Here is a 26,814-nt window from a genome sequence, read left to right as displayed (position 1 = left end):
ACCGCAGGCGCCATGGATGGCGCCTACGAGCCCCCATGGACGGGTTTACGGCGTGTCCTGCAAGCCCACACCGCCCCACCAAGCCAACAGCCCAACCGCCGCTCTCGCTCCTGCAGTTGCTTTGGCCGTTGCCTCTGCGGGTCCCGGGCCGCAGGCCCGGGCAACAAAAAAAACCTACCGGTCGTCGCGCAGTTCGCCACCCGGCAGGAACACCCACGTCCGGGTCACCTGCAGGATATCCACGCCATCATCCGTCTTCGGCAGCGCCGGGAACGGCTGCGCCAGCCTGATCACCCGCAAGGCCGCCTCATCCAGCAACGGCGTGCCGCTGGATTTCAGGATGCGGCTGCTTTCCACGCTGCCATCGCGGCGCACCCCCACGCTGATCACCACCTGGCCGCCCAGCCTGCGCTGGCGCGCTTCGTCCGGGTAGTTCAGGTTGCCCACCTGCTCGGCGCGGTCCACCCACGCGCGCAGGTAGTTGGCATAGGCGTATTCGCGCGTGCTGGCCGAGACGAACTTGCGGTTCGGGCGCTTGGCGTACTGCGCCGAGCGCAGGTGCACCTCGGCGGCGAGCCGGGCCATTTCCGCATCACGCTGCTCGCGCGCGGTCTGCGCCGCGTCCGGGGTCGGCTCCAGCGGGGTGGGGTGGGCCTGCGCCTGCGCCACGGTGTCCTCGCCATTGCGGCTGCTGACCACCCGCGCCTGCGGTGGCGGCACCGGCGCGGCCGACTGCTGCTGCTGCGGCACCGGGCTCAGCCCGGCCTGGGCCTGCGGCACGATGCCGGTCTGGTTGTCACGCGGGCGCTGCGCACGGTCATGCTCGCCGCCGCCTTCCTGGCTGGCCGCCGCCAGGAAATCGGCCTGCTTCGGCGTCAGCGCCGTGCGTGTCTGGCTGAAGATCACTTCCAGCGTCGGCACCAGCGGCGCATCGCCCTTGACGGCAAAGCCCACGCCCAGGATCAGCAGGGCGTGGACGATGACCGACAGGGCAAGGGTGGCCCCCAGCCGCTGCGCTTCGCGCGGCGGCGGGGCCAGCACAGCGGGTGCGGCATCCATCAGCGCAGGCCGGCCTCGATCGCGTCGAACAGGGTGCCGGCGATGTTCAGGCCGTACTGCGCGTCCAGTTCGCGCACGCAGGTCGGGCTGGTCACGTTCACTTCGGTCAGGTAATCGCCGATCACGTCCAGGCCGACGAAGCGCATGCCGCGGCGCTTCATCTCCGGCCCGACCTGGGCGGCGATCCAGCGGTCACGCTCGCTCAGCGGGCGGCCTTCGCCGCGGCCACCGGCGGCCAGGTTGCCGCGGAACTCGTCACCCTGCGGGATGCGCGCCAGGCAGTAGTCCACCGGCTCGCCGTCGACCAGCAGGATGCGCTTGTCGCCGGCGGTGATGTCGGGGATGAACTTCTGGGCCAGCGCCAGCTTGCGGCCGCCGTCGGTCAGGGTTTCCAGGATCACATTCAGGTTCGGATCGCCCTGGCCGCTGCGGAAGATGGAGCGACCGCCCATGCCGTCCAGCGGCTTCAGCACGGCCTGGCCGTGTTCCAGGGCAAAGGCCTTCAGCGCCTTGGCGTCGCGGCTGACCAGGGTCGGCGGGCAGCACTGCGGGAACAGCAGGGCGGCCAGCTTCTCGTTGTAGTCGCGAAGGCCCTGCGGGTTGTTGACCACGCAGGCACCGGCAGCGGCGGCCACGTCCAGCACCTGGGTGTCATAGACGTATTCGGCATCAACCGGCGGGTCCTTGCGCATCAGCACGATCTGGCCGGGGCCGAACGCGGTGCGGCTGAATGCGCCAAGTTCATACCAGCCGGCGGGGTCGTCGCGCACCTGCAGCGGGGCGGTCTGGGCCACGGCCACGCCGCCTTCCAGCGCCAGGCCGCCCGGCCGCACGTAGTGCAGGGCGTGGCCGCGGCGCTGGGCTTCCAGCAGCATGGCGAACGTGGTGTCCTTGGCAATCTTGATGTGGGCGATGGGGTCCATCACCACGATGACGTTCAACGGCATGGGTGCACCTTTCAGGCGAGGCGTTGATGGTAGCGGCAACGCCCCCCGCGTGCCTGCCCGGGGCAGTGCAACGCTGCGTCCGTCCTGCCGGCTGCGCAGTCATTGCCAAACGCGTCACGTTCAGCCAGCCGCCGACCCAAGCGCCGTGGGCGTGGCTTGAAGCGGGCGCCGGAAGTGCGATATAGATACGCCTTCGTAGCGGCCCCCAGCACAGAAGGGTCGCGCGCTTGGGGAAAGGCAATGACTGAAAACACGACTGCGGGCGGGGAGCTCGCAGGACTCCGGGTGATGGTCATCGATGACTCGAAGACCATCCGCAGGACTGCGGAAACACTGCTGAAGCGCGAAGGCTGCGAAGTAGTGACCGCGACCGATGGCTTCGAGGCCCTGGCCAAGATCGCCGACCAGCAGCCACAGATCATCTTCGTGGACATCATGATGCCCCGTCTCGACGGGTATCAGACCTGCGCGCTGATCAAGGGCAACCAGCTGTTCAAGGCGACGCCGGTGATCATGCTGTCCTCCAAGGACGGCCTGTTCGACAAGGCCCGCGGGCGCATCGTCGGCTCGGAACAGTACCTGACCAAGCCTTTCACGCGTGAAGAACTGCTGGGTGCCATCCGCACATACGTCAACGCCTGACCAGGGGGGAAAGGCACAATGGCTCGTATCGTCCTGATCGAGGATTCACCGACCGACCGCGCGGTGTTCACCCAGTGGCTGCGCCGTGCCGGCCACGAGGTGCTGGAAGCGGACAACGCCGAGGATGGCCTGCAGCTGGTGCGTGACCAGGTTCCGCAGCTGGTGCTGATGGACGTGGTCCTGCCCGGCATGAGCGGGTTCCAGGCCACCCGTGCGATGGCCCGCGACGCGGCGATCAAGCACATCCCGGTCATCATCGTCAGCACCAAGGCGATGGAGACCGACAAGGCATGGGGCCTGCGCCAGGGCGCGGCCGATTACATCGTCAAGCCGCCGCGCGAGGAAGACCTGATCGCGCGCATCAACGAACTGGTGGCCTGATGCGTTCGCCCTTCGACATTCTTGAAGCCTATGAACGGCGCAGCCTGTCCCATGCGGTGCAGCTGCCCGGGCGGCAGTTCGCCGAGGACCTCTGGCGTGGCGTCGGTTTCCGCGTGGGACAGCGCCGGCTGGTATCCGATTTCCGCGAAGTGGTGGAAATCGTGCCGATGCCGCCGGTGACCCCGGTGCCCTGCGCGCAGCCCTGGCTGCTGGGCGTGGGCAACCTGCGCGGCAACCTGTTCCCGGTGGTCGACCTGAAGTATTTCCTGGAAGGCACGCGCACCGTGCAGCAGGAAGGCCAGCGCGTGCTGATCATGCGCCAGGCCGGCGGCGACGTCGCCCTGACCATCGACGAGCTTTTTGGCCAGCGCAGTTTCGAACTGGGCCAGCAGGTCCAGGCCGGCACCCTGGCCGAAGGCCGCTACGGTCACTTCGTCGATCGCGCCTTCCATGCCGATGGCTACGACTGGGGCGTGTTCTCGCTCTCGTTGCTGTCGCGCACCCCTGAATTCCGGCAAGCCGCGGCCTGAGGCCGGGCGACGCCCCCTGCATTGAAGATCGAGGTTGAACGATGAGTACTGCTTCGGACGCCCCCAAGACCGGCAAGCTGCGGCTGGGCGGCAGCAACCTCTGGCTGGCCCTGCTGGCCCTGTCGATGATCCTGTTCGGTGTGAACACCGGCGTATCCACCTGGCAGGGCAGCCGCCTGGCCGACGCCGGTTCCAAGGCGGCCGACCTGCAGGTGCTCTCGCAGCAGCTGGCCAACCAAGGCCGTGACGCCGTGGGCGGCAACGCGCAGTCGTTCACCGCCTTCAAGGCCACCCGCAACGCCATCGAGCAGAACGTGTCCACGCTGCAGGGCCGCTACGGCAACGAGCCGGGCGTGTCCAAGGCGATCACCCGCCTGTCCGACACCTGGACGCCGCTGGGCAAGCAGGCCGGCCAGCTGGTGGCCAGCGAGCCGGCGGTGCTGGCGCTGGCCGGCAACGCCAACAACTTCACCGGCGCCGTGCCGGGCCTGCAGGCCCAGCTGAACGAGCTGGTGCGCGCGATGTCCGCCTCCGGTGCCCCGGCATCGCAGGTGTACAGCGCCCTGCAGCAGGTCGTGGTGGCCGGTTCGATGGCCCGCCGCGTGACCGAAATGCGCGCCGGCGGCACCGCCGCGGCCGCTTCGGGCGACGCGCTGGCCCGCGACATCACCGTGTTCTCGCAGGTGCTCGATGGCCTGCGCAACGGCAATGAAGACCTCGGCATCACCGCCGTGCGCGGTGCCGGCGCCGTGGCCGCGCTGGAGCAGTCGCAGCAGAAGTGGGAAGCGATGAAGCAGGACGCCGACGCGATCCTGGCCAGCTCGCGCCAGCTGTTTGCCGCGCAGTCGGCAGCCAACGCGCTGGGCCAGGGCTCCGCGCGCATGCTGGACGACAGCCGCAAGCTGTTCGAAGCGTTCTCCTCGTTCGGCTCGGTGTCCGATACCCGCCTGTTCCCGAACTTCTGGATCGGCGTGGTGTCCGGTGCGCTGTCGCTGATCGCGATCATCGGCTTCGTCTCCACCAGCGTGCGCAGCCGTTCGCGCGAGCAGGAACTGCGTTACCAGACCCAGGTGGAATTCAACAGCCGCAACCAGCAGGCGATCATGCGGCTGCTGGACGAAATCTCCTCGCTGGGTGAGGGCGACCTGACGGTGAAGGCCTCGGTGACCGAGGACATGACCGGCGCGATCGCAGACGCGATCAACTACGCCGTGGACGAACTGCGCCACCTGGTGACCACCATCAACGACACCTCGGCCAAGGTCGCCGTGTCCACCCAGGAAACCCAGGCCACCGCGATGCAGCTGGCGGAGGCCGCCGGCCACCAGGCCAACCAGATCACCTCGGCCTCGGACCGCATCGGCGAAATCGCAGCGAGCATCGAACAGGTGTCGCGCAACTCGGCCGAGTCGGCCGACGTGGCACAGCGTTCGGTGGTCATCGCCGCCGAGGGTGCCGGCGTGGTGCGCGAAACCATCCAGGGCATGGACCAGATCCGCGACCAGATCCAGGAAACCTCCAAGCGCATCAAGCGCCTGGGCGAGTCCTCGCAGGAGATCGGCTCGATCGTGGAACTGATCAACGACATTTCCGAGCAGACCAACATCCTGGCGTTGAACGCCGCCGTGCAGGCCGCATCGGCCGGTGAAGCCGGTCGCGGTTTCGCGGTCGTGGCCGACGAAGTGCAGCGCCTGGCAGAACGTACCTCGGGTGCGACCCGACGCATCGAGAACCTGGTCCAGGCCATTCAGGCCGATACCAACGAAGCGGTCACCTCGATGGAACAGACCACCGCCGAAGTGGTGTCCGGTGCGCGCCTGGCCGAGGACGCCGGCACCGCACTGACCGAGATCGAGCGCGTGTCCAACGCCCTCAATACCCTCATCAAGAACATCTCCATCGCCGCCCAGCAGCAGTCCGCGGCGGCCTCGGACATCACCCGCACGATGGGCGTGATCCGCCAGATCACCGGCCAGACCTCGCAGGGTGCCGGTCAGACCGCCGAGTCGATCGGCCACCTGGCGCAGTTGGCGGCCGACCTGCGTCGTTCGGTCGCCGACTTCAAGCTGCCGGCGTGACGCGGGCAGGGCGGCGAGCAAGGAATCATTCGATGAAGCATTTCCATTTCCCACGCCAGAATGCGCGCGGCCTCCGCGCGGCGGCGACCGGAGCGCGTCCATGAGCAGCCTGCGCGATGCGATGAGCCATGCAGCGCTGGGCTGGGTCAAGCCGGAGCTGGACGAGACCCTGCGCCAGGTGCGCCACGAGGTCGAGTACTTCGCCGAGGACCCGGCTGACGGCAGCCGCATGCGCATCTGCGCCGGCTACCTGCACCAGGTGCAGGGCACCCTGCGCATGGTCGAGCTGTATGCCCCGGCGATGGTGGCCGAGGAACTGGAACAGCTGGCCGTGGCCGTCGGCGAAGGCCGCGTGGCCGACCGCGACGAGGCCTGCGCCACGCTGATGCGCGGCAGCGTGCTGCTGCCCGATTACCTGGAACGCCTGCAGAACGGCCACCGCGATATTCCCATCGTGCTGATGCCGCTGCTGAACGAGATCCGCGCCGCGCGTGGCGAGGAAGGCGTCAATGACAGCGTGCTGTTCGCCTTTGCACCGGACAGCGTCAGCGCCACCGAAGCCGAGCTGGACCACGCCCGTGGCAGCCTGAGCGGGCGCAACCGCGAGCTGCTCGACACCGTCGGCAGCGCGGTCAAGGAAGAACTGCTGCAGGTCAAGGATGCCCTGGACCTGCACCTGCGCACCGGCGGTGCGCCGCAGCAGCTGCAGGAACAGGTGACCAAGCTGGGCGCCGTCGGCGATACGCTGGGCATGATGGGCCTGGGCGCTGCCCGCAGCGTGGTCGCGCAGCAGCGCGATGCGTTGCTGGCCGTGGTCGAAGGCCGCCAGCAGATCGACGAGGACATGCTGCTGGATATCGCCGGCGCACTGCTCTATGTCGACGCGTCGCTGGACGACCAGGTCGCCCATCTGGGCGCCGGTGGCAGTGGCGAGGATGACCCGAGCGCGGTGGAGAACCGGCGCACGGTGGAAGTGCTGGCGCACGAGGCGATCGCCAATTTCGCCGCCGCCCGCGAGCATTTCGTCGCGTTCATCGAAACCAGCTGGAACCATGCCGAACTGCAGGACGTGCCGCGCCTGCTGGGCGACGTGTCCGGTGCGCTTCGCATGCTCGACCTGGGCACCGCCGCCGATTACCTGCGTGGCGTGCAGCAGTACATCGAGGCCGAACTGATCGGCCGCCAGCGCGTGCCCAGTGGCCGCCAGCTGGACACGCTGGCCGATGCCATGGCCAGCCTGGAGTACTACCTGGAAGCGCTGCGTGACCGCCGCCCGGGTCGCGAAGACATTCTCGACATCACCCGCAGCAGCCTGGAAACCCTGCGCTACTGGCCGCTGCCCGAGCGCGCCAGCGCCGGCGCCGAGGCCGAGGCCGACACGGTGCAGCCCATCGTGCGCGAAGGGGTGGCAGTGGCCGCCGCGCCGCTGCAGCTGGATCCGGTGGAGATCGACGTGCAGCCTGCCGCACCGGCGCCGGGCGAGGTCCCGCCGTCGCTGCCGGACTTCACCTTCGATCCGCTGCCTGCTGCGCCGGTGGCCGACAACAGCCTGATGTTCGGTGCGCTGGGCGGGCAGGACACTGCCGCCACCCCGGAACAGGCCGAACCGGCGTCGTTGCTGTTCGCCGCTTCCACTGCGCCGGTACCGAGCGTGCCGCAGTGGGAACTGGGCAGCCACGAGCCTGCACCGGCCGCCGATGAGCGCGCGCCGACCTTCAACAGCTTCGATCCGGTCAGCTTCGACTCGGTCAGCTTCGATCCGGTGGGCGCCGAGCACGTGCAGGCGGCCCCGCAGTGGTCGCTGTCCGAGGTGGCCGATGCACAGGCCGATGAGGGCGACGCGCTGGTGCTGGAAGACAGCGTCGAGGACTTCGGCGTTGCCGCGCTGGACGAAGCCGCCACGGGCGCTTCGCTGGAGCTTTCCGCTGCCCCGGCGTTCGACCCGGTGGCCGCCGAGCATGACGCCCCGGCGATGCTGGACGATGTGGTGTTCCACTTCGACAACAGCGCCCTGGACAACGCCGATGACGTGCTGTCGCTGCAGGCGATGGAAACGCTGTCGCTGGACGAGGAACTGGACGCGCCGCAGCCGGTGGTCGAGTTCGCCGACGCCGTCGAGGCTGCGCCGGTCGAAGCACCGGCGCCTGCCGCGACCATCGAGCCGGTCGAGCACATCGACATGGCCGACGTCGCTGCCGAGGCTGCGCCGGTCGAAATGATCGAAGCCCTGGCCGCCGCCGAGACCGGCGCGGACGAGGGCCTGGCGACCGTTGCGGCACCTGCCGCGACCGTGTCCCTGGTCGACGTCGATACCATTGCGCCGATCGATTTCAGCGAGGCCGACGCGCAGTTCTTCGCTGAACTGAGCGCCGCGGCCGCCGAATTCGACCCGCAGGCCGCACCGGCCGCACCGGTTGCCGACGTCGCCGCCGAGGCCGTCGAAGCGGCCGGCTTCGAGGCCGGTTTCGACGATGACGCCGAGAACATCGACCAGGACATCCGCGAGGTGTTCCTGGAAGAGTTCGACGACGAGATGGGCAATCTCGGTGCGCTGCTGCCGGCCTGGCGCATGCAGCCGGACAACATGGACCGGCTGCGCCCGATCCGCCGCGTCTTCCACACCCTCAAGGGCAGTGGCCGCCTGGTCGGCGCCCGTACCTTGGGCGAATTCGCCTGGAAGATCGAGGGCATGCTCAACCGCGTGCTCGAGGGCAAGCGTGCAGCCACCCCGGCCGTGCTGGCGATGGTCGACCACGCCACCGCCGCGCTGCCGCAGCTGAACGCCGCGCTGCGCGATGGCCAGCGCGTCACCGTCGATCTGCAGGCAATGCAGGCCATTGCCGATCGCGTTGCCGCAGGTGAGGAAACCTTCTACGTGCCGCTGCCGGTTGCCGCTGCACCGCAGCCGGCCGTGCCGGCCGAGGTCGAGGCATTTGCCGCCGAGCCCGTGGCCGAGCCGGTCGGTACCCCGGCCAACATCGACAGCGTGCTGCGCGAGATCCTGGAAGCCGAGGTGGACGTCCACCTGGCGACGCTGCAGCAGTGGCTGCAGTCGGCACAGCAGGCCGAGCAGCCGGTGAACGATGCGCTGCTGCGCGCCGTGCACACCATGAACGGCGCCTTCGCGATGACCGAAGTGCCGGAGATCACCGCCGTCACCGGCGCTGCCGAGTCCTACATCAAGCGTGCGCTGGCCGCCGAGGTCGTGCCGGGCGCCGAGGCGCTGGGTGCGTTGCAGGCGACCGCGCAGGCGATCAGCGCGACCATGGAAGCGCTGCAGGCTGAGCAGCCGCGCATCGCACCGCAGGCCGAGCTGGCGCAGCGCCTGCAGGCGCTGGCCGCTGAGCTGCCAGAAGCACGCTGGCCGATGGTCGGCCTGGACCTGGACGACGACGAGCTGGACGGGATCGAAGCCGACGTCGCCGCTGTCGAAACGCCGGTCGAGCCCGAGGTCGAAGCGGTCGAAGCGGTCGAAGCACCGATCGAGGCGCCCGCTGAAACCACCGGTCTGGCGCTGGCGGAGGAACCGGACGCAGCGGCCATGGCCGAGGCTGTGGTCGACACCGACACCGCACCGGACATCGGTCTGGCTGCCGCCGAACTGACCGGTGGCGAAGACCTGTCGCGCTACTTCGACGCCGGCTGGCCGTCGATGCCGGAGGCGGCCGCAACGCTGCCGACGGCGACCGGCGAGGCAGGCACCGTAGAGACCCCCGAAACCATCGAAACCGCGCAGGACGCGGTGGATGTCGCGCCGGTGGCGATCGACGTCGATGCCGCCGGTCTCACTGCCGTCGACGACCTGTCGCCCTACCTGGACGCCAGCGCGCTGCCTGTGGACGACCGGGATCCGGAAGACGCCGAGGTCGCGGCGGAGAATGACGCAATTGCCTCGGAAGCGCCGATGCAGGCGCCGGTCATCGAATATGCCGATGAAGACATCGAGGCCCTGGCGCTCGACAGCGACGCATCCAGCCTTCAGGATGAAATGGCTGTGCCGGGCTTCGCAGAACCGGTCTCGCTGGAAGCCGCGCTCGACGCCGGCCTGCACGTGATCGAGGAAGAACAGGCGCAGGACGAGGACGGCCAGGGGCCGGTGCTCGGCCTGCAGGCCAGCGAACTCGCGCCGGGCGAGGCGGAAGCCTTTGCCGAGGATGCGGACGTCGGCGGGGAGGCGGCGGTCGGTGAAGGAGAGAGCGCCGACCTGCCGTCCCCGGCGACGGTGAATGACGACGTGTCGACCGATGCCGTGGCCGATGCCGCCGCGCCGGTGCGCCTGTTCGAGATGGAAGAGGCGCCGGGTCACAGCCAGGATGCCGTCGTGCACGCGCCTGAAGTGGTCGCCGTTGAAGCTGAGGCCGTCGAAGCTGAGGCCGTCGAAGCAGTGGAAGCCGTCGAAGCCGACGCCGAACAGCTCGACTTCAGCATCTATGACCGCGAGCTGGTCGACATCTTCGTCGAGGAAGGCAAGGACCTGCTCGACCACTGCGATGGGCTGATCAGCGAGCTGCGCGATGCACCGCAGGACCGCGAAGTGGTGGCCGGCCTGCAGCGCGACCTGCACACGCTCAAGGGCGGTGCACGCATGGCCGGCATCAATGCCATCGGCGACCTCGGCCACAGCATCGAATCGCTGCTGGAAGCCGTGGCCGCCGGCCGCACCGAGATCGAGCGCCGCGACGTGCAGCTGCTGGAGCGGGGCTTCGACCGCCTGCACCAGCTGCTCACCCGCACCGGCGACCACCGCGTGGTCGAGCCGGCGCAGGATCTGGTGGAGGCCTTCGAGGCCCGCACCCGCAGCGACGCCGCTGTTGCCGCCAGCACCAGCGCAGGCATCGCCGAGGAGGCCGTCGAGGCACCGGTTGCCGCCGCGCCGCTGGCCCTGGCCGACGCACCGCTGTCGGCACCGCTGCCGGTGGAAGGCACGCCGGACGAAGATCCGCTGGCCCGCCCGCAGCAGGAACAGGTGCGCGTGCGCGCCGACCTGCTCGACCGCCTGGTCAACCATGCCGGTGAAGTGGCGATCTACCGCTCGCGCCTGGAGCAGCAGCTGGGTGCCTTCCGTGGCGCCATGGGCGAACTGGAGCGCACCAATGCGCGACTGCGCGACCAGCTGCGCCGCCTCGATCTGGAAACCGAAGCGCAGATCGTCGCCCGCTACCAGCGCGAGCAGGACCAGGCCGACCAGAAGTTCGATCCGCTGGAACTGGACCGCTTCTCCACCCTGCAGCAGCTCAGCCGCGCGCTGAACGAGTCCGCAGCCGACCTGGGTGGCCTGCAGGGCGTGCTGGACGATCTGTCGCGCCAGTACGACTCCCTGCTGCAGCAGCAGTCGCGCGTCAGCTCGGAACTGCAGGACGGCCTGATGCGTGCGCGCATGGTGCCGTTCGACGGCCTGGTGCCGCGCCTGCGCCGCGTCGTCCGCCAGGCGGGCATGGACACCAGCAAGCAGGTCCACCTGACCCTGGAAGGTACCCACGGCGAACTGGACCGCAACGTCCTGGACCGCATGGTCGCGCCGCTGGAACACATGCTGCGCAACTCGGTGGCCCATGGCCTGGAAGCACCGGAACAGCGTCGCGCCGCCGGCAAGCCGGAAGAAGGCGAGATCGCCATCCGCCTGCACCGCGAAGGCTCGGAAATCGTGCTGGAAGTGGCCGATGACGGTGCCGGCCTGGACCGCGAGGCGATCCGCCGTCGTGCCATCGATCGTGGCCTGCTGGCCGCCGATGCGGCGCCGAACGAACAGGAACTGGACAACCTGATCTTTGCCTCCGGTTTCACCACCGCCGACCAGGTCAGCCAGCTGGCTGGCCGTGGCGTGGGCATGGACGTGGTGCGCAACGAAGTGCGCCAGCTCGGCGGCTCGGTCGACATCCAGTCGGTGCGTGGCCAGGGCGTGCGCTTCACCCTGCGCCTGCCGCAGACGCTGGCCGTCACCCAGGCCGTGTTCGTGCAGATCGGCGAAACCACCTTTGCCGTGCCGGTGGCGTCGGTCAGTGGTATCGGCCGCCTGTCGCGCGAGCGGTTCGAAGCCGCCGACAGCAGCTACCGCTACAGCGGCGAAGACTATCCGCTGTACGACCTGGGCAGCCTGGTCGGGCAGGCCCCGGCGCGCGCCGACGGCCAGGACCAGGTGCCGCTGCTGCTGGTCCGCGCCGGCGACCTGCGTGCCGCCGTGGCGATCGATCAGGTGCTCGGCAACCGCGAAATCGTGGTGAAGCCGGTCGGCCTGCAGATCGCGTCGGTGCCCGGCATCTACGGTGCCACCATCACCGGCGATGGCCGCGTGGTGGTCATCCTCGACGTGGCACCGCTGGTGCGCCGTTACCTGGCCAACCCGATCGCGCCGGTGCAGGAAAACGCACCGCGCCAGGACCGCCAGGTACCGCTGGTGATGGTGGTCGACGATTCGCTGACCATGCGCAAGGTCACCGGCCGCATCCTGGAGCGCCACAACTTCGAGGTCAGCGTCGCCCGCGACGGTGTCGAAGCACTGGAGCAGCTGGAAGAACGCGTGCCCGACCTGATGCTGCTGGACATCGAAATGCCGCGCATGGACGGGTACGAGCTGGCCACCGCGATGCGCGCCGACCCGCGCTACAAGGACGTGCCGATCGTGATGATCACCTCGCGCAGCGGCGACAAGCATCGCCAGCGCGCCTTCGAGATCGGCGTGCAGCGCTACCTGGGCAAGCCGTACCAGGAGCTGGACCTGATGCGTAACGTGTATGACCTGCTGGGGATCGCCCGTGTCCGTGAGTGACGTCAATCCGGTTCCGGCCGTTGCCCTGCTGGCCCGCCCGGGCGCAGCACGCGAGCGCCTGCGCGAAGCGCTGGCCCATGCCGATGTGCAGATCGTGCTGGAAGATGATCCGGTCACGCTGGAGCCGCAGGCGCTGGCCGATGCCCATCCGCAGTTCGTGGTGATCGCCCTGGAAGCGGCCATCGAAGACGCGCTGGAGCGCCTGGAGCCGGCCTTGTCGGCACCGGGCCTGACCCTGGTGTTCGACGAGGCCGAACTGGCCGCGCGCCGCGATGGCTGGGAAGCGCAGCGCTGGGGCCGCCACCTGTCGGCCAAGCTGCACGGCCACCAGCAGGTGCTGCCGCCGGGCGCCGAAGACGAACCCAGTCTGCAGCTGGAACCGGGCCGTCCTTCGCCGCCGCCGGTGCCGCCGAAGGACGAGGTACTGCACGCGCACATGGAACAGGCCCAGGACTGGGCCGGCGATGTGCCCGCCGACAGCCTGTACGCACCGCCGACGCCGTCGCCCACGTTCGCCGAGCCGGTGTCGCTGGAGCAGCACCTGGCGGCCCTGCAGGCGCTGCCGCCGGAGCCGGCCGCTGATGCACCCGAGGCACCCGTTGCCGACGCCCCCGTGCCGCCGCCGGTGTCCTTCGATCACACCGCCTGGTCGCTGGTTGACGAGGCCGCCGATGCGCCCGCCGCCGCGCCCGCGCGCAACGAGCCGCCCGCAGTGCCGTCCTTCGAGACCGGCCACCTGAGCCTGGTCGACCTGGATGCCGGCCTGCCGGCCGGCGCGCGCGCCGGCTCGCTGCTGGTGCTGGCCGGCATTGGCGGTCCCGATGCGCTGCGCCGCCTGCTGGGCGCGCTGCCGACCGGGCTGGCCGTGCCGGTGCTGGTGCACATGCGCCTTGACGGTGGCCGCTACGGCAACCTGGTCAAGCAGATGGCGCGGGTTTCGCCGCTGCCGGTGCAGCTGGCCGAAGCCGGCCAGCGCGCAACGCCGGGCGAAGTCCACATCCTGTCCGACGACATTGGCGTGCGTGCCGCCGCCGATGGCCTGCATTTCCAGACCGATCCGCTGGGTGTATCGATTGCCGGCCTGCCGGCCGAACACAGCGCCCTGATCCTGCTCAGTGGTGCCGACCTGGCCCATGTCGGCCCGGCGCTGGACCTGGCCGCCGCCGGTGCCTGGGTGGCCGGGCAGGTGGGTGAAGGCTGCTATGACCCCGCCGCGGCGACCGCCGTGGTGGCTGCCGGCATGGTCGCCGGCGAACCGCAGGAACTGGCGCAGGCCATCGCCGCGCGCTGGGGCGTGGACGAGGACAACGGAGAGACGCCATGAGCTACGCAAGCAACGATGAAATCCGTGGCGTCCTGATCCAGTCCGGTGGCGAACGCGTGCTGCTGCCCAATGCCACGGTGGCCGAAATGATATCGCGCGTGCCGGTCGAACCGGTGGCCGACGCACCGCGCTGGCTGGTCGGGCAGATCGCCTGGCACGGCTGGCAGGTGCCGCTGCTGTCCTTCGCCCGCCTGTCCGGCCTGGGCGATGAAGTGGTGGGCGGCCACAACAAGGTGGTGGTGCTGAAGGCCCTCAGCGGCAACGCACAGCGCCCGTACTACGCGCTGCTGACGCAGAACTTCCCGCAGCTGATTGCCGTGCCGCGTGACGGCCTGCTGGCCGACGCTTCGGAAGAAACCCTGCCGGACATCGTGCACATGCGCGTGCTGCTGGGTGAACGCAGCGCGCTGCTGCCGAACCTGGACGCGCTGGAATCCGCGCTGGATTCGCTGGCCGCCTGACCACCAGACGGTAGTGCCGGCCGCTGGCCGGCAACCTCATCATTGCGTGGATGCCGGCCAGCGGCCGGCACTACCGCGCTGCCCGCGCTTCGGTAGATGCCGACCTTGGTCGGCACGCCGCAGGCGTTGGCCTTACCCCAGATCCCCCAGCCGTGCCTGCAGCGCTGCAATCGCAGCCAGGCCGGCGGTTTCGGTGCGCAGGATGCGCGGGCCCAGCTGCAGCCCCTGGAAACCGGCCGCCGCCAACTGGTCGCGATCACGCGGCGACCAGCCACCTTCCGGACCGATCGCAATGACGATGCCACCGGACGGCGCGGCCTGCAGCGTCGACAGCCGGTGCGCGCCCTGCGGGTCCAGCGTCAGCCGCAGTGTATCGGCCGGCAGCGCCGCCGCTGCCTGGGCCAGCGACAGCGGCGGACCCACCTGCGGAATGCGCGCACGCCCGGACTGGCCGCACGCCGAGGTCACCACGTTGTTCCAGTGCGCCACGCGCTTTTCCGCACGCGCCGCATCCAGCTTCACCTCGGTGCGCTCGGCATTCACCGGCACGATGGCGCCCACGCCCAGCTCGGTGGCCTTCTGCAGGATCAGGTCCATCTTCTCGCCACGGGCGATGCCCTGCAGCAGGGTGATCACCAGCGGCGATTCGTTGTCCACGGCCTGCACCGCGTCGATGCGCACCTGCACCTCGCGCTTGCCGGCCACGGTCAGCGTCGCGCTGTAGTCGTGGCCATCACCATTGAACAGCACGCAGGCATCGCCTTCGCGCAGGCGCATCACCCGCACCAGGTGGTTGGCCGTCTCTTCCGGCAGGGTCACGGTCTGGCCGCTGTGCAGCGCCAGGTCGATGGGGCAGCGGGTCACGCGCATGCAATCGCCTCGTCGATGGCTGCCAGCGTGGTATGTGCCAGCAGCTCCAGTTGTTCGTCATCCACGCAGTAAGGTGGCATCCAGTACAGCACGTCGCCCAGCGGGCGCAGTACCACGCCGCGCTTCAGCGCGGCCTTGTAGGCGTGCAGGCCAAGCCGCAGCGCCGGGTTGAACGGCGTGCGCCGGTTGCCGTCGCGCGACAGCTCGAAGGCCACCACCATGCCGGCCTGGCGCACATCGGCCACGTGCGGGTGGTCGGCGAAGGGCGCGGCCAGCGTGCCCATCACCGCGGCAGTGCCACGGTTGCGGGCGATCACGTCCTCGTCGCGGAAGATATCCAGCGTGGCCAGTGCCGCCGCACAGGCCAGCGGGTTGCCGGTGTAGCTGTGCGAATGCAGGAAGGCGCGTTCGCGCGACTCATCCAGGAAAGCGTCATACAGCGCCTGCGTGGCCAGCACCGCGGCCAGGGGCAGGAAGCCGCCGGTCAGGCCCTTGGACAGGCACATCAGGTCGGGCATCACCCCGGCCTGTTCACAGGCGAACAGCGTGCCGGTGCGGCCGAAGCCGGTGGCGATCTCGTCGGCGATCATGAATGCGCCGTGCGCATCGCACAGCTCGCGCACGCGCTGCAGGTAGACCGGGTCGTGCATGCGCATGCCGCCGGCGCATTGCAGGCGCGGCTCCAGGATCACCGCGCAGACCTCGCCGGGGTGCTGGTCGAACAGGGTGGCCAGGCCGTCGGCGGCCTGTCGCGCACGGTCGGCCGCGCTCTGGCCCGGTTCGGCCAGGTAGGCATCGGGGGAGGGCGCGAACAGGCCCTCGGCCAGCAGCGGCGCGTACACGCGGCGGTACAGCGGGATGTCGCCCAGCGCCAGCGCCCCCAGGGTCTCGCCGTGGTAGCCGTTTTCCAGCGCGATGAAGCGCGTGCGCCGGCTCTCGCCGCGGTTCTGGAAGTACTGGAACGCCATCTTCAGCGCCACTTCCACCCCGGCTGAGCCGTTGTCGGCGTAAAAGACCTTGGCCAGCGGCGCGCGGCCGGGCTGGCGCGGCGCCAGCGCCAACAGGCGTTCGGCCAGGGTGATCGCCGGTTCATGGCTGAACCCGGCCAGCATCACCTGTTCCAGCTGCCCGGCCTGGGCGGCGATGGCCGCGCCGATGCGGGGTTCGGCATGACCGAACAGATTCGTCCACCAGCTGCTGACCGCATCCAGGTAGCGGTTGCCGTCGTGGTCGATCAGCCAGGCGCCCTGGCCACGCGCGATCGGCACCAGCGGCAGCGTGTCCGGATGCTCGCGCATCTGCGTGCACGGGTGCCACAGCACCTGCAGGTCGCGTTGCTGCCACTGCCGGGCCAGCGGGGAGGGGGTTGGGTCTGCTAGCATTTCGGGCTCATGAACATGTTGCTGCCTGCACATTCTATCGGCCCCGGCGCACGCGCCGGCCGCCGCGGAGATTCCGCATGAACGACGACCGCAGCGGCCGTCGCCTGCCGATCATCCACCGGATCACCGACGAGGAGAACGGCCCCTTCCAGCGCCAGCACCTGGACCTGGAGTTCTCCAACGGTGAACATCGCCGTTTCGAGCGCCTGGTCAGCCGTGGCCATGGCGCGGTGGTGGTGGTGCCGATGTTGGATGAGGAAACCGTCCTGCTGGTGCGTGAATACGCTGCCGGCGTGCACCGCTACGAGCTGGGCCTGGTCAAGGGCCGCATCGATGCCGGCGAAACGACCGAGCAGGCCGCCGACCGCGAACTGAAGGAAGAGGCCGGCTATGGCGCCCGCCGCGTCGACGTGCTGCGCGCGATGACCCTGGCACCGACCTACATGAGCCACCAGTCGTGGCTGGTGGTGGCGCGCGACCTCTACCCGGAAAAGCTGGCCGGCGACGAGCCGGAAGAGCTGGAGGTGGTGCCGTGGAAGCTGGCCGACCTGGACCAGCTGATGCTGCGCGAGGACTTCTCGGAAGGGCGCTCGCTGGCCGCGCTGTTCATCGCGCGCCAGTGGCTGCAGGGGCGCCGATGATCAAGCTGACCACCGAGTTGCGCGAAACCACGATCGCCATTGCCCAGGAAGCGGGGCAGGCGATCATGCAGGTCTACAGCGACGGCTTCGATGTCACCCTGAAAGCCGACGACAGCCCGGTCACCGCCGCCGATCTCGCCGCCGATCGGGTCATCCAGCAGGGCCTGCGCCAGCTGACCCCGGACCTGCCGATCCTGTCCGAGGAATCGGCAATGGTGCCGTGGGAACAGCGCCAGCACTGGGGCGCCTACTGGCTGGTCGACCCGCTGGATGGCACCCGCGAATTCGTCAAGCGCAACGGCGAATTCAGCGTCAACATCGCGCTGATCTACCAGGGCGCGCCGGCCTTCGGCGTGGTCCAGGCGCCGGTCACCGGCATCGTCTGGCACGCCATGCGCGGCGAGCTGGCTTACCGCCGCCAGGGCCTGCACGACAGCGTGCTGCGCACCCGCACGCCGGCCACCGCGCCGCTGCGGGTGGCCGCCAGCCGCTCGCACCGCTCGCCGGAAACCATCGCCCTGCTCGAGCGCATGGGCGACATCGAAACCGTGTCGCAGGGCTCGTCGCTGAAGTTCTGCCGCATCGCCGAGGGCGGCCTGGATGTCTACCCCCGGCTGGGCCCGACCTCCGAATGGGACACCGCCGCCGGCCAGTGCGTGCTGCACGCTGCCGGGGGGGCGGTGCTCTCGGCCAGCAGCGGCAAGCCGTTCCGCTACAACCGCCGCAGCACCCTGTTGAACGGCGATTTCATCGCCCTTGGCGACACCAGCCTGCCGTGGCGGGACTGGCTGTCCGACTGACCCTGGAGCCCGCATGAGCGACACCCCCACCGCCGGCAGTGCCGCCAGCAACGAACTGGAGCGCCTGCTGGCGATCATGGCGCGCCTGCGCGATCCGCAGGGCGGTTGCCCCTGGGACCTGGAGCAGGACTTCGCCACCATCGCCCCGTACACCATCGAGGAAGCCTACGAGGTCGCCGATGCGATCGATCGTGGCGACCTGGACGACCTCTGCGACGAACTGGGCGACCTGCTGCTGCAGGTGGTGTTCCATGCGCGCATGGCCGAGGAGCAGGGCGCGTTCGCCTTCGCCGACGTGGCGCGCGCGATCAGCGACAAGATGCAGCGCCGCCATCCGCACGTGTTCGCCGATGCCAGCGTGGACGATGCCGATGGCGTGATGCGCAACTGGGACGCGATCAAGCGCGCCGAGCGTGCCGCCAAGGGCGACCAGGACACCTCGGCGCTGGCCGGCATCTCGCGCGGGCTGCCCGAGTGGCAGCGTGCGGTGAAGCTGCAGTCGCGCGCGGCCAAGGTCGGCTTCGACTGGCCCGGTCCGCTGCCGGTGCTGGACAAGGCTGCCGAGGAACTGCAGGAACTGCGCGAGGAATTCGAGCGCGGCGACGTCGCCGGCAACAAGGCGCGGCTGCAGGAAGAACTGGGCGACCTGCTGTTCGTCTGCGCCAACCTGGCCCGCCATGCCGACCTCGACCTGGGCGCGGCCCTGCGCGGTGCCAACCACAAGTTCGAGCGGCGCTTCCGGGCAATGGAAGCGCAGGCAGAAGTGCAGGGTGGTGCATTGGCGGGGATGGACCTGGATGCACAGGAAGCCCTGTGGCAGCACGCCAAGGCGGCGGAGAAGGCGTGAAGACCCTCGCCCTGTTCCTGCTGACCGCGCTGGCGGAGATCGTCGGCTGCTACCTGCCGTGGCTGTGGCTGCGCAAGGGCGGCAGCGTGTGGCTGCTGCTGCCGGCTGCGGCCAGCCTGGCCCTGTTTGCCTGGCTGCTGACCCTGCACCCCACCGCCAGCGGCCGCGTGTATGCCGCCTACGGCGGCGTCTACATCGGCACCGCGCTGTTCTGGCTGTGGCTGGTCGATGGCATCCGCCCCAGCCGCTGGGACCTGCTGGGCGCCGCACTGTGCCTGGCGGGCATGGCGGTGATCATGTTCGGGCCGCGCCAGCCGGTGTGATGGCGGCGCCTGCTTCTCCGTAGAGTCGAGCTTGCTCGACTGCTTTCGATCTTCTGTAGAGCCGAGCCATGCTCGGCTGCCCCTGCCAAAAGCAGTCGAGCATCGCTCGACTCTACAAAAACGGGTCACCACCTGATCCGGCCGCGCAGGATGTCGGCGAACATCACCCAGTCGCCGACGAACGAGTACAGCGGGTGGCGGAAGGTAGCCGGGCGGTTCTTCTCGAAGAAGAAATGGCCGACCCAGGCGAACCCATAGCCGCATGCCAGTGCCGCGAGCAGCAGCATCGGCTGGCCGCGCAGCAGCGCTGCGGCCACCAGCAGCAGTACGCCACAACTGCCGATGAAGTGCAGGCGTCGCGAGACCGGATGGCGGTGTTCGTCCAGGTAGAACGGGTAGAACTCGCGGAAGCTGGCGAAGCGGGACATGCACGTGCTCCGGGGCGATGACCGGCTACATCATGCGCCTTGTTGAGTTCGCCCGTTGTAGAGCCGAGCCATGCTCGGCTGCTTTTGATTTTCCGTAGAGTCGAGCTTGCTCGACTGCTTTCGATCTTCTGTAGAGCCGAGCCATGCTCGGCTGCCTTTGGCAGAGGCAGTCGAGCAAGCTCGACTCTACGAAACCACGTCAGCGCGGGGCCTTGCACCCCAGCATCTCCAGGTCGATCGCTTCGGCCATGCGGCGGTAGCCTTCATCGTTCGGGTGCAGGTGGTCGCGGGTGATGTTGGCCGGCAGCGATTCCGGCTGCGCCGGGTCGCGCAGGGCGGCATCGAAATCGACCACGCCATCGAAGCCGCTGTCCTTGCCGCGCGCCCACTGGTTGATCGAGGCGCGGGTCGTGGCGGAAACCGGTTCATAGCGCTCCGAGCCACCGAACGGCGTCAGCGTGCCCAGGTAGGCGCGGATGCCATGCGCATGCAGGCGCGCAGCCACCTGCTGGTAGCCCAGCAGCATGTCCGGGGCGTTGCGCCCGGGCAGCGGCTGCGCCCCGCCGCCGTGGCGGATGTCATTGATGCCTTCGAACAGGATGACCTGGTCGGCGTCGGCCACTGCGATCACGTCGCGGTCCAGGCGTGACAGCGCGCTGTGGCTGCGGCCATGGTCCAGCAGCTTGTTGCCGCTGATGCCCTGGTTGAGCACCACGAAGCGGTCCGGGCAGGCCTGCTGCAGGCGCTGCGCCAGGCGCTCGGGCCACTGGTTGAAGGAGCCGCGCGTGGCCGTTGCGCCCTCGGTGATCGAATCGCCCAGGGCGACAATCACCGACGGCCGCTGCTCACGCTGCACCAGTACCGCCGAAAACACATTCTGCTGGTAGCTGACGCGCACCGTGTCGGCCACCGCGTCCTGCCTGCCATCGACCACGCGCACCACGGTGCGCCGCACCGCGGGCCGGGTCGGTTGCGGGAAATACGCGGTCACGCTGATCTCCTGCAGCGCCGCCACCGGCAACGCCAGCGGATCGCTCAGCAGCGCTGCACCCACCGGCACGTCGATGGCGCGGCGGCCATCGACGGTGACCGGCAGCGCCGCCGCCCTGCCATCCTTCAGCCGCACGTGGATGTCCTCCACGCGCAGCGGTGCATCACCCAGCTCGTTGCTGATGCGCAGGCGCAATGCCTCGCCACGGCTGCCGACGCGGATGTCCTGGCGCACCGTCTGCGCAGCGAACTGCACCGGTGCCGCCGGCGTTCCGTCCTTGCGGTCGGGTGCCGGTGAGGCGGTCCAGGCGGTCACCCAGACCGGTGCGGCCTGGGCGACGGGGACGGCCACGGCAGTGCCGATGGCCAGCGAAAGCAGGGTGATCCAGCGCTGCATGGGCAGGTGTCCGCTCAGGTCAGGAGAAGTAGGTGCCGCCGTTGACGTCCAGGTTCGCACCGGTGATGAACGCCGCTGCGTCGGAGGCCAGGAACACCGCGGCATCGGCCGCTTCGTCCGGCACGCCCTGGCGGCGCAGCGGGGTGTTGCCGGCCACCGCGGTGCGCACTTCCGGCTTGGTGAATTCGTCATGGAAGCGGGTGGCGATCATGCCGCAGCACAGCGCGTTCACGCGGATGCCCTTCGGCCCCAGTTCCTTGGCCATGGCGCGGGTGAAGGTCATCACGGCGGCCTTGGCGGTGGCGTAGATCGACGCGCCCGGGCCACCGCCATCGCGGCCGGCCTGCGAGGCGAAATTGACGATGGCTGCGCCTTCGCCCATGTGCGGCACCACCGCGTGGGTGGTCAGGTAGGTGGACGTCAGGTTGAGGTCCATCACCGTGTGGAAGAACGCGGGGTCGATCTCGGCCAGCGGACGGCGCTGCACCATGCCGCCGGCCACGTTCACCAGCAGGTCGATGCGCTCGCCGAAGGCGGCCTGGGTGGCAGCGACGAGGCCAGCCACGGCGGCAGCATCGGTCACGTCGGCGCGGTGCACGATGGCCTGGCCACCGGCGGCCTGGATCTGCGCCAGTGTCTCGTTGGCGCTGGCTTCATCGTTGGCGTAGTTGATGCAGACGCGTGCGCCGGCCGCGGCCAGCTTGATCGAGACGGCACGGCCGATATCACGGCCACCACCGGTGACGATGGCCACCTTGTCCTGGAACGACATGCGGGAAACTCCTTGGTTTGCGGGGGAATGAAAGGGAAAAACAGGCTCATCCGCCACGGCGGTCGAGCTTGTGGATGGGGCCGGTCCACCACCACAGCGCGGCCAGCGACAGCGGCACCAGGGCGGCGACGAGGATGAAGATCGGGGCGTAGGAATGGCGGGTCAGCACCGGCACCAGCCAGGTGGTGATGAGGGTGCCGGCCACGGCGGCCAGGCCGCCCAGGCCGGCCAGCGTGCCGACCGAGCGGCCGTCGAACAGATCACCCGGCAGCGTCTGGATGTTGCCGATGGCCACCTGGAAGCCGAACAGCACCGCGGCGATCGCCAGCACGGCAATCAACGGCTGGTTGGCCAGCACCGCGCCCAGCAGGGCAGGGGCCATGATCACGCAGCCCAGGGTGATGGACAGCTTGCGCGCGCGGTCCACGCTCTGCCCGGCACGGATCAGGCGCCCGGACAGCCAGCCGCCGCTGAGGCTGCCCAGCATCGCGCCCACGAACGGCACCCAGGCGAACAGGCCGATCTGCTTGATGTCGAAGCCGAAGGTCTCGGCCAGGTAGATCGGCAGCCAGGACACGAACAGCCACCAGATCGGGTCCAGCAGGAAGCGGCAGGCGAGCATGCCCCAGCTCTGCCGGTGGGCCAGCAGCGAACGCACGCTCACCTTCGGTGCGGTGGCGTCGCGCTGCCCGGCCTGGTCTTCCATGATCAAGCGGCGCTCGGCATCGCTCACCCAGGGGTGCTTGTCCGGCCCGGCACGGTAGACGAACAGCCATGGCAGCAGCCACAGGAAGCCGATGGCACCGACCAGCACGAAGGTGCCGCGCCAGCCCAGCCACAGGTACAGGCCGGCGATGGCCGGTGCGGAGACGATCGCGCCGATCGACGCACCAGCGTTGAACACGCCCTGCGCCAGTGCGCGTTCGCGCGCCGGGAACCACTCGGCGTTCGCCTTCACCGCGCCCGGCCACGCCCCGGCTTCGCTGATGCCGAGCATTGCCCGCACCAGGCTGAAGGACAGCATCGAATGGGTGATCGAATGCAGGGCGATGGAGATCGACCACACGCTGATCGACAGGGCAAAACCCAGGCGCGTGCCGATCATGTCGAACAGGCGGCCGAACAGGAACTGGCCGGCCGCGTAGAACAGCATGAACACCGTCACCAGCAGCGCGTAGTCATCCTTGGTCGCGCCCACTTCCTTGGCGATTTCCGGCCACATCACCGCCAGTGCATTGCGGTCGATGTAGTTGATGACCGTGGCCACGGCGATCAGGCCGACGATCAGCCAGCGCACCGCCGAACGCACCGGCACCTTGCGCAGGCTGGACACCGCCGAAGGGCCGTTCATCGCACGTCACCCTTGCTGCGGTCCATGCGCGCGTGGCTGCCGCTCCAGCGGTAGGCATGGCCATCGACGGTCACGCTGTGCTCGCCCTTGGCGTTGCTGTCATCGGCCACGCCCAGGGCGATGCGGGCGCCACTGGACAGGCGCAGCTCGATCACCTCGGCATCGCTGCCGCGGGTGCGCACGATGTCCTTGATGCGGCTGTCGGCGCCGTGCACGTACTCGGCGGTGCCGTTGTACTCGCCATGCGGCTCGAGCACGCTGAAGAAGGTCACGTCCTTCTGGCCCTCCACGCGCTGCAGCAGGGCCGGTTCGCGGCGCAGGTTGAATTCGGGATCGTTGGCACCGCTTTCCACCAGCAGCGCCTGCGCGGGTGCGCTGCTGCCGAAGCGGTAGGTGTAGAAGCGGCCGTCCAGCAGCCAGGCCAGCGTGCGCGGCTCGCTGCCGGGCTTGCTGCGTGCGTCCAGCCACAGGTGCTGGTAGCCGTTGTCCTTGCCCAGCACCGGGCGCTGGCTGGTGAAGTGTTCGGCCTCGAAACCGGTGGTGACGATGTGGCCGTTGAAATGCAGCGGCAGGTCGTAGCGCGCGGCCTTGTCGCCGTGCACCTGCAGCAGGTCCAGGACTACTGGCAGGCCCAGTTCGGGATGGCGCAGCAGCGCCTGGGTGCGGGTGAACACCACGCCGGGGTAGGCATCGCGCATGGTCGCCGAGGCGATCTGGGTATCGGCATCGGCCTGGAAGAACCGCACCTGCGGTGCATGCTCCTCGCCGCGCTTCCAGTCGCCCTTGAAGTGGCTCTGCTCGTCCACCACCAGCGTGTTGTGGGCCACGGTCTGCTTGGCCCAGCTGCGGTTCTCGGCCAGGTAGATGCCGCCGCGCTTGGCTTCCACGTTGAGGAAGCGCGCGGCGCCGTAGTCGGTCACGACCGCCTTGCCGTTGTCGTAGAACAGCCAGTTGAGCTTGTCGAAGTGGCCGTGGCCCATGCCCTGCATGGTGTCCTTCTGCACCAGCGCCTGGCCGCCCTCGCCGTTCATGCGCAGGATCGCCAGGCCACCGCGGTCGCCGTCGGGGCCATCGCGCAGCAGCATCGGCCGGTAGTCGAAGGGTTTGGCCTTGTTGGCCGCCAGCGCCTGCGCCACCTGCAGGCCTTCGGGCGAGAGCAGCAGGCGTTTCTGCTGCTGGGCCACCGACAGCAGGCGGTCATCGCCGGTACGCGCATAGGCGATGCCGATGCCGGCCACCAGTTCTTCGGTGTCGATGCCCTTGTCCAGGATCGCATCGTTGATGGGGAAGAACAGGCCGTCGTAGCTGGTCTGCACCAGCACATCCACAGCCTTCAGCAGCACGCCGTCGCGGCGCGCGAAGATCTTCCGCTGCGGCTCATTGCGTTCGATGGCGTTGGCGAACAGCAGGAACGGCGCCAGTGCGTAGCGCTGGTAATACGGGCCTTCCTCGTAGTAACCATCGGGCGAGAACAGCAGGTCGATCTGCCGCAGGAAGCCGAACTGGTCGTCCTTTTGGCTGCCGCGCAGCGATTTCTCCACCAGCTCCTGGTCACGCAGCACGTAGCCGGTCATGCCGGTGGCGGCCACCGCCCAGGTGGCGTGGTTGTGGATCTGGTCGTAGTTCTTCGGCTCGCTGACCAGGAACTCGGCCATCGGCCGGAACAGTTTCGATTCGATCGTCTGCCGGTCCTGCGCGGACAGCGCGTCGCGCACCGCGTCATAGCCCTGGATGGCATTGACCAGCCACACCGAATCGTTGAGCACCTGCCAGAACACGCGGCCGGGAATCTGCCCGCGGCCTTCCGGGTGCGGGCCCAGCGTCGGGTAGAGCTTGGCGTACTGCAGCAGCATGTCGCGCGAGTAGGCGACGTAGGCCTTGTCACCGGTCAGCCGGTACAGCGTGCCGGCGGCCAGCAGTGCCTGGTAGTTGCGCTTGTGCTGTTCATGGGTACGGCCGCCGCCCTTGTCCTTGGGCACCGGCACGTCGATGCCGGTCTTCATCATCTTCTTCAGCGATGCTTCGGTGCGTGCCTGCTCCTTGGCGAACCACGGGTAGCGGCTGCCTTCGCTGGCCATCTGCTGCCACTGCGCGGCAGTCACCAGCACGGGCGCGGTGTCGGCCTGGCGCGCGGCAGCGGCCGGGGCCGCCAGCAACGGCGCGGCCGGCAGCAGGGCAAAGGGGACGGCCAGGGCCAGGGAAACGAACAGCGGCTGCAACCTCATCGATCAACTCCGGTGCTGGTGCGGGACAGGGCAACCTCGCCCACCTTGGGATACCAGTCCACCCCCGTGGCCTCGCGTGCGGTCATCGCCAGCGCCGGGTCGGCACCGGTGGCGGGCAGGGCAGGGGTGGGCGTCCACAGGCCGCTGGCGGCCTGCTGCAGGGTCACGCTGCGGCTTTCGACGCCGCTGGGAAATACCGTGCTGGCCTGCGGCGACTGCACGTTGCCGCTGAAGGCGATGCCGGCCAGCGAACTGGCGGCGTTGGGCGGGTTCTTGCTCGTGCGGTTGACGATCAGGTTGGCGCTGAAGCGGCTGTTGCTGGCGGCCACGTCGATGCCCTTGGCAGTGTCATGGCCGACGCCGAAGCTGATCTTCGCCACGTCCACGAAGGTGTTGCGGCTGATGGTCGCGTTGACGACCGGCGCATAGCCGGACAGCGGCGGGCTGGCCTGTGCATCCATCACCGCCAGCGCCGAGCGGTTGCTGGAACCGGCCAGGCGCTCGAAGTAGTTGTTGCTGACGGTCTGGTCGGCATTGATGATGCGCACGCCGCCGGTGCCGGCCTTGTCATCGCCGAGGAAGACGTTGTCGAGCACCCGGTTGCCGTTGCCGTGGCGCAGGGTCAGTGCGCCGGCCGAACGGTAGAAGACATTGCCGCGGTAGGTGTTGCCGCCGGACTTGTTGGAGACGATCTCGGTCTCGCCGTCGCAGCCCTCGAACCAGTTGTTTTCCACGGTGCTGTTGGAATCGCTCAGCGAGGTATCGCTGGTGCCGACGCGGATCGTCTCGCCGCCATTGACGCCCAGCAGCGGGCGCGGACCGAACCAGTTGTGGTCGATGCGGTGCTGGTTGTCCAGGCCCTGGGTGGCATCGCGCACCACCACCACGGTGGGGCCGGCGTTGGTCTTGCCGCGCAGCTGGCTGTGGTCCAGCCGGTTGTGGCTGCCATACAGCGACACCCAGTAGTCCTGGTCGCTGCCATCGGGGTTGGTGTAGTCGTCGATGACCAGGCCGGTCACCCTGCTGTGGCTGGCCACGGCCTTGCTCGATTCGCGGAACGCGACCACGGCATCGCCGGGCGTGTAGCCATCGCGGAACACCAGGTTGGAAACCTGCAGGTAGCTGCCTGCCAGGCGCAGGTCCGAGCGCCCGCTGAGGATCACCTTGCCCGGCGTCTGCGCACGCAGGGTGATCGGCGCGGCGGCCGTGCCCTGGCCTTTCAACAGCAGGCGGGTGTCAGTCCAGGTGCCGTCGGCCAGCACGATTTCGTCGCCGGGCTGCAGTGCGGCCGCGGCGGTGCTGAACTCGGTCGCATCGTGGACCAGCCAGCTGGCGGCCTGTGCCGAGGAAGTGGTCAGGCAAAGTGCCAGACCAGTTGCAAGGAAAGATCCGGATAGCCGGTTGGACGGGCGGTACGAAGTCGATTCGGTGCGCATGAAGTCCTTCCAGGGACGGCCGGGCCGTCGTTACGGGTGAGTGTGCATACCACTTGAGGGGTCTGTTGTAAGCCAGCTTTCGCGCAAAGTCATGCTGCATCAGCACATTTAATGACGACCAAGTGGTATGAAACAAAGGTATTAAGAAAAATCCAGTCCAGTTG

General features: G+C 68.9%; 21 protein-coding genes. 11 read left to right on the top strand and 10 right to left on the bottom strand.

Annotated features, from left to right (window positions below):
* Positions 1–174: 174 nt before the first annotated feature.
* Complete coding sequence (locus AC3WL7_RS19920; RefSeq protein ID WP_492752692.1) at positions 175–1,059, bottom strand: energy transducer TonB family protein; 885 nt, start codon at positions 1,057–1,059, stop codon at positions 175–177.
* On the bottom strand, positions 1,059–2,006 hold the full coding sequence (gene gshB / locus AC3WL7_RS19915; protein WP_150455355.1) for a glutathione synthase: 948 nt from the start codon (positions 2,004–2,006) through the stop codon (positions 1,059–1,061). The genes AC3WL7_RS19920 and gshB overlap by 1 nt, the downstream gene beginning before the upstream one ends.
* 240 nt (positions 2,007–2,246) lie before the next feature.
* Between gshB and pilG the strand changes: the two genes are divergently transcribed.
* The 7 genes from pilG to AC3WL7_RS19880 all read left to right on the top strand — a co-directional run bounded on the left by pilG (position 2,247) and on the right by AC3WL7_RS19880 (position 14,188).
* Positions 2,247–2,648 carry a twitching motility response regulator PilG gene (gene pilG, locus AC3WL7_RS19910; RefSeq protein ID WP_005418455.1) on the top strand — a complete coding sequence of 134 codons (402 nt, stop codon included), beginning with the start codon at positions 2,247–2,249 and terminating at the stop codon, positions 2,646–2,648.
* An 18-nt stretch (positions 2,649–2,666) separates the two neighbouring features.
* Positions 2,667–3,029 carry a response regulator gene (locus tag AC3WL7_RS19905; RefSeq protein WP_079222863.1) on the top strand — a complete coding sequence of 121 codons (363 nt, stop codon included), beginning with the start codon at positions 2,667–2,669 and terminating at the stop codon, positions 3,027–3,029.
* Positions 3,029–3,559, top strand: coding sequence for a chemotaxis protein CheW (locus AC3WL7_RS19900; protein WP_079222862.1), 531 nt, complete (start codon positions 3,029–3,031; stop codon positions 3,557–3,559). Before AC3WL7_RS19905 ends, AC3WL7_RS19900 begins: the two co-directional genes overlap by 1 nt.
* Before the next feature lie 41 nt (positions 3,560–3,600).
* The gene (locus AC3WL7_RS19895) at positions 3,601–5,637 is read left to right on the top strand and encodes a methyl-accepting chemotaxis protein (protein ID WP_079222861.1); all 2,037 of its coding nucleotides are present in this window, start codon (positions 3,601–3,603) and stop codon (positions 5,635–5,637) included.
* Between the two features lie 100 nt (positions 5,638–5,737).
* Complete coding sequence (locus AC3WL7_RS19890; protein ID WP_492752688.1) at positions 5,738–12,403, top strand: hybrid sensor histidine kinase/response regulator; 6,666 nt, start codon at positions 5,738–5,740, stop codon at positions 12,401–12,403.
* Positions 12,390–13,727: a chemotaxis protein CheB gene (locus AC3WL7_RS19885; RefSeq protein ID WP_492752686.1), complete on the top strand. Its 1,338-nt coding sequence runs from the start codon at positions 12,390–12,392 to the stop codon at positions 13,725–13,727. Before AC3WL7_RS19890 ends, AC3WL7_RS19885 begins: the two co-directional genes overlap by 14 nt.
* Complete coding sequence (locus AC3WL7_RS19880) at positions 13,724–14,188, top strand: chemotaxis protein CheW (RefSeq protein WP_492752685.1); 465 nt, start codon at positions 13,724–13,726, stop codon at positions 14,186–14,188. Before AC3WL7_RS19885 ends, AC3WL7_RS19880 begins: the two co-directional genes overlap by 4 nt.
* 132 nt (positions 14,189–14,320) lie before the next feature.
* Here AC3WL7_RS19880 and AC3WL7_RS19875 read toward each other — a convergent pair whose 3' ends face one another.
* Both AC3WL7_RS19875 and bioA read right to left on the bottom strand, forming a co-directional pair.
* Entirely contained in the window at positions 14,321–15,058 is a 738-nt protein-coding gene (locus AC3WL7_RS19875; RefSeq protein ID WP_079222858.1) for a 16S rRNA (uracil(1498)-N(3))-methyltransferase, read from the bottom strand.
* A complete protein-coding gene (bioA, locus tag AC3WL7_RS19870) occupies positions 15,049–16,440 on the bottom strand; it encodes an adenosylmethionine--8-amino-7-oxononanoate transaminase (RefSeq protein ID WP_492752681.1) in 1,392 nt (463 codons plus the stop codon). The genes AC3WL7_RS19875 and bioA overlap by 10 nt, the downstream gene beginning before the upstream one ends.
* A 77-nt stretch (positions 16,441–16,517) precedes the next feature.
* Here bioA and nudE point away from each other — a divergent pair, with 77 nt between their 5' ends.
* From nudE to AC3WL7_RS19850, 4 genes are read left to right on the top strand one after another with little or no spacing between them, the layout of a single operon-like run.
* Complete coding sequence (gene nudE, locus AC3WL7_RS19865; protein ID WP_492752679.1) at positions 16,518–17,081, top strand: ADP compounds hydrolase NudE; 564 nt, start codon at positions 16,518–16,520, stop codon at positions 17,079–17,081.
* Positions 17,078–17,881 carry a 3'(2'),5'-bisphosphate nucleotidase CysQ gene (gene cysQ / locus AC3WL7_RS19860; RefSeq protein ID WP_492752676.1) on the top strand — a complete coding sequence of 268 codons (804 nt, stop codon included), beginning with the start codon at positions 17,078–17,080 and terminating at the stop codon, positions 17,879–17,881. Before nudE ends, cysQ begins: the two co-directional genes overlap by 4 nt.
* Positions 17,882–17,894: 13 nt before the next feature.
* Entirely contained in the window at positions 17,895–18,728 is an 834-nt protein-coding gene (mazG, locus tag AC3WL7_RS19855) for a nucleoside triphosphate pyrophosphohydrolase (RefSeq protein ID WP_492752674.1), read from the top strand.
* Entirely contained in the window at positions 18,725–19,051 is a 327-nt protein-coding gene (locus tag AC3WL7_RS19850; protein WP_079222853.1) for a YnfA family protein, read from the top strand. Before mazG ends, AC3WL7_RS19850 begins: the two co-directional genes overlap by 4 nt.
* A gap of 125 nt (positions 19,052–19,176) precedes the next feature.
* Here AC3WL7_RS19850 and AC3WL7_RS19845 read toward each other — a convergent pair whose 3' ends face one another.
* The 6 genes from AC3WL7_RS19845 to AC3WL7_RS19820 all read right to left on the bottom strand — a co-directional run bounded on the left by AC3WL7_RS19845 (position 19,177) and on the right by AC3WL7_RS19820 (position 26,650).
* Positions 19,177–19,479 (bottom strand): Mpo1-like protein, encoded by a 303-nt coding sequence (locus AC3WL7_RS19845; RefSeq protein ID WP_108757977.1) that lies wholly within the window; start codon positions 19,477–19,479, stop codon positions 19,177–19,179.
* A 199-nt stretch (positions 19,480–19,678) separates the two neighbouring features.
* Complete coding sequence (locus AC3WL7_RS19840) at positions 19,679–20,866, bottom strand: GDSL-type esterase/lipase family protein (RefSeq protein WP_492752670.1); 1,188 nt, start codon at positions 20,864–20,866, stop codon at positions 19,679–19,681.
* A 19-nt stretch (positions 20,867–20,885) separates the two neighbouring features.
* The gene (locus AC3WL7_RS19835) at positions 20,886–21,638 is read right to left on the bottom strand and encodes an SDR family NAD(P)-dependent oxidoreductase (RefSeq protein ID WP_079222850.1); all 753 of its coding nucleotides are present in this window, start codon (positions 21,636–21,638) and stop codon (positions 20,886–20,888) included.
* A gap of 46 nt (positions 21,639–21,684) precedes the next feature.
* Entirely contained in the window at positions 21,685–22,989 is a 1,305-nt protein-coding gene (locus AC3WL7_RS19830; RefSeq protein ID WP_492752668.1) for an MFS transporter, read from the bottom strand.
* On the bottom strand, positions 22,986–25,214 hold the full coding sequence (locus tag AC3WL7_RS19825) for an oligoalginate lyase (RefSeq protein WP_492752667.1): 2,229 nt from the start codon (positions 25,212–25,214) through the stop codon (positions 22,986–22,988). Before AC3WL7_RS19825 ends, AC3WL7_RS19830 begins: the two co-directional genes overlap by 4 nt.
* Positions 25,211–26,650, bottom strand: a complete 1,440-nt coding sequence (locus AC3WL7_RS19820) for a polysaccharide lyase 6 family protein (protein WP_492752665.1) — start codon at positions 26,648–26,650, stop codon at positions 25,211–25,213. The genes AC3WL7_RS19825 and AC3WL7_RS19820 overlap by 4 nt, the downstream gene beginning before the upstream one ends.
* Between the last annotated feature and the right edge of the window lie 164 nt (positions 26,651–26,814).

The sequence above is a fragment of the Stenotrophomonas sp. FW305-3-2-15-E-LB1 genome (assembly GCF_058787375.1).
The sequence above is the reverse complement of the archived record's forward strand: the minus strand, read 5'-3'. Positions and strand labels throughout refer to the sequence as shown.